The sequence below is a fragment of the Streptococcus cristatus genome (assembly GCF_001578775.1).
Lineage (GTDB): Bacteria > Bacillota > Bacilli > Lactobacillales > Streptococcaceae > Streptococcus > Streptococcus cristatus_A.
This window is the reverse complement of the sequence record NZ_KQ969062.1, coordinates 175,052-176,778: the sequence shown is the minus strand read 5'-3', so window position 1 is coordinate 176,778 and position 1,727 is coordinate 175,052. Positions and strand designations below refer to the sequence as shown.

The window sequence follows — 1,727 nt, the reverse complement described above, 5'->3', positions numbered from 1 at the left end:
CCGCCCCTTATCTAACATCTCGTAAAGATCAAACTCTTTTTTCTTCATATCTGGACTGTTGAGGTCGTAGCTAATCACCCGATAATATTCCTCTTTCCCAATAGGGGCAGGACGCTCCATATTCCCTGTGTAGAGGGTATGTTCGGCAACGGTCGTCACATAATCCTGACCGTAAAAAATCCCCCCTCCCTCATGATTCTTCACTCCAACTAAGACAAACTTCTGGTCATCAAACACCTGAATGCTGTCAATAGAAGCCGGAGTTCGGTCAGAATAAATTTTTTCGGTTGCTTTCAGATAGGTCATAATACCCCAAATCAAACCGGCCGCAAGGGCGAGGCCCGCTAGAGAAAACAGGATAAGGTTCTTTCGTTGCCTCATTCTGTTTTCTCCTTCTCTGGGTGAGCTGCTATCCAGGCCACAAACTCATCATAAGAATGAATCTGTGTCTTCTCACCAGTTTGTTCATCTGTCGCATAAAGCTCAATCACATCCTGCCCTTCCGGCGCAAACCAATGAATCAGTTTGTCAAACCATTCCCGTTCATTGTACTGCTCAGGGCGGAAGTATAGGAGCTTTATATTTTTCATGTTCTTTGCCACTTCAGGATAGAGACGGGCAAAGTTGGTGCCGGAAATATCAATACGATTGCGATAATCAACATTTTCTTCAGACACTGTTTCAATGTCGTTTTCTCTATACCAAAGATGATATTTTTCCAAAGCCTTATCTATCTGCTCACTGATTCCCCCCCGGCTCCAGTTAACCTTATGAAGAAATGAGTTTGGTTTCTGGTCCAGTTCCTTTATCTTGGCCTCCGCATTGTCGGTGATGAGTTCCCCGCTGGCGGTGAAGAGGAGTTGCTTGATATTTCCAGAAACCTTGTCCTGATGACGTAATTTTTCTATATCCAGAGAAAAATAATCAGTGCCTTCCTGATAATATGAACTAAGCGTAATTGGAAACGCACGATAGATATTGTCTTTTCCCAGAAGCTGATAGAGGTCAAACTCTTTTTTCTTCATATCTGGACTATTGAGGTCATAGCTAATCACCCGATAATATTCCTCTTTCCCAATAGGGGCAGGACGCTCCATATTCCCTGTGTAGAGGGTATGTTCGGCAACGGTCGTCACAAAATTTTGACCGTAGTAAATATTTCCACCCTTATGATTCTTCATCCCAACCAAGACAAACTTCTGGTCATCAAACACCTGAATGCTATCAATAGAAGCCGGAGTCCGGTCAGAATAAATTTTTTCGGTTGCTTTCAGATAGGTCAAAATACCCCAAATCAAACCGGCCGCAAGGGCGAGGCCCGCTAGAGAGAACAGGATAAGGTTCTTTCGTTGCCTCATTCTGTTTTCTCCTTCTCTGGGTGAGCTGCTATCCAGGCCACAAACTCATCATAAGAATGAATCTGTGTCTTCTCACCAGTTTGTTCATCTGTCGCATAAAGCTCAATCACATCCTGCCCTTCCGGCGCAAACCAATGAATCAGTTTGTCAAACCATTCCCGTTCATTGTACTGCTCAGGGCGGAAGTATAGGAGCTTTATATTTTTCATGTTCTTTGCCACTTCAGGATAGAGACGGGCAAAGTTGGTGCCGGAGATATCCACTTTCCCATGATTTTCACCTTCATAACTTAAGCCAATTTCACTGAATCTCATGTGATATTTTTCTAAAACATCTCTAATCTGTTGACTAACCCCTCCTCTACTCCAG

The 1,727-nt window shown here is 43.6% G+C and carries 1 protein-coding gene and 2 pseudogenes; all 3 read right to left on the bottom strand.

The window, feature by feature from the left end; all coding sequences use genetic code 11:
* Positions 1 to 381, bottom strand: a pseudogene (locus tag SCRDD08_RS11620) (hypothetical protein); the annotation flags it as partial.
* Positions 378 to 1,358 carry a hypothetical protein gene (locus SCRDD08_RS00845; protein WP_061422018.1) on the bottom strand — a complete coding sequence of 327 codons (981 nt, stop codon included), beginning with the start codon at positions 1,356 to 1,358 and terminating at the stop codon, positions 378 to 380. The pseudogene SCRDD08_RS11620 and the gene SCRDD08_RS00845, both read right to left, overlap by 4 nt.
* Positions 1,355 to 1,727: pseudogene (locus SCRDD08_RS00840) on the bottom strand (hypothetical protein); the annotation flags it as partial. The pseudogene SCRDD08_RS00840 and the gene SCRDD08_RS00845, both read right to left, overlap by 4 nt.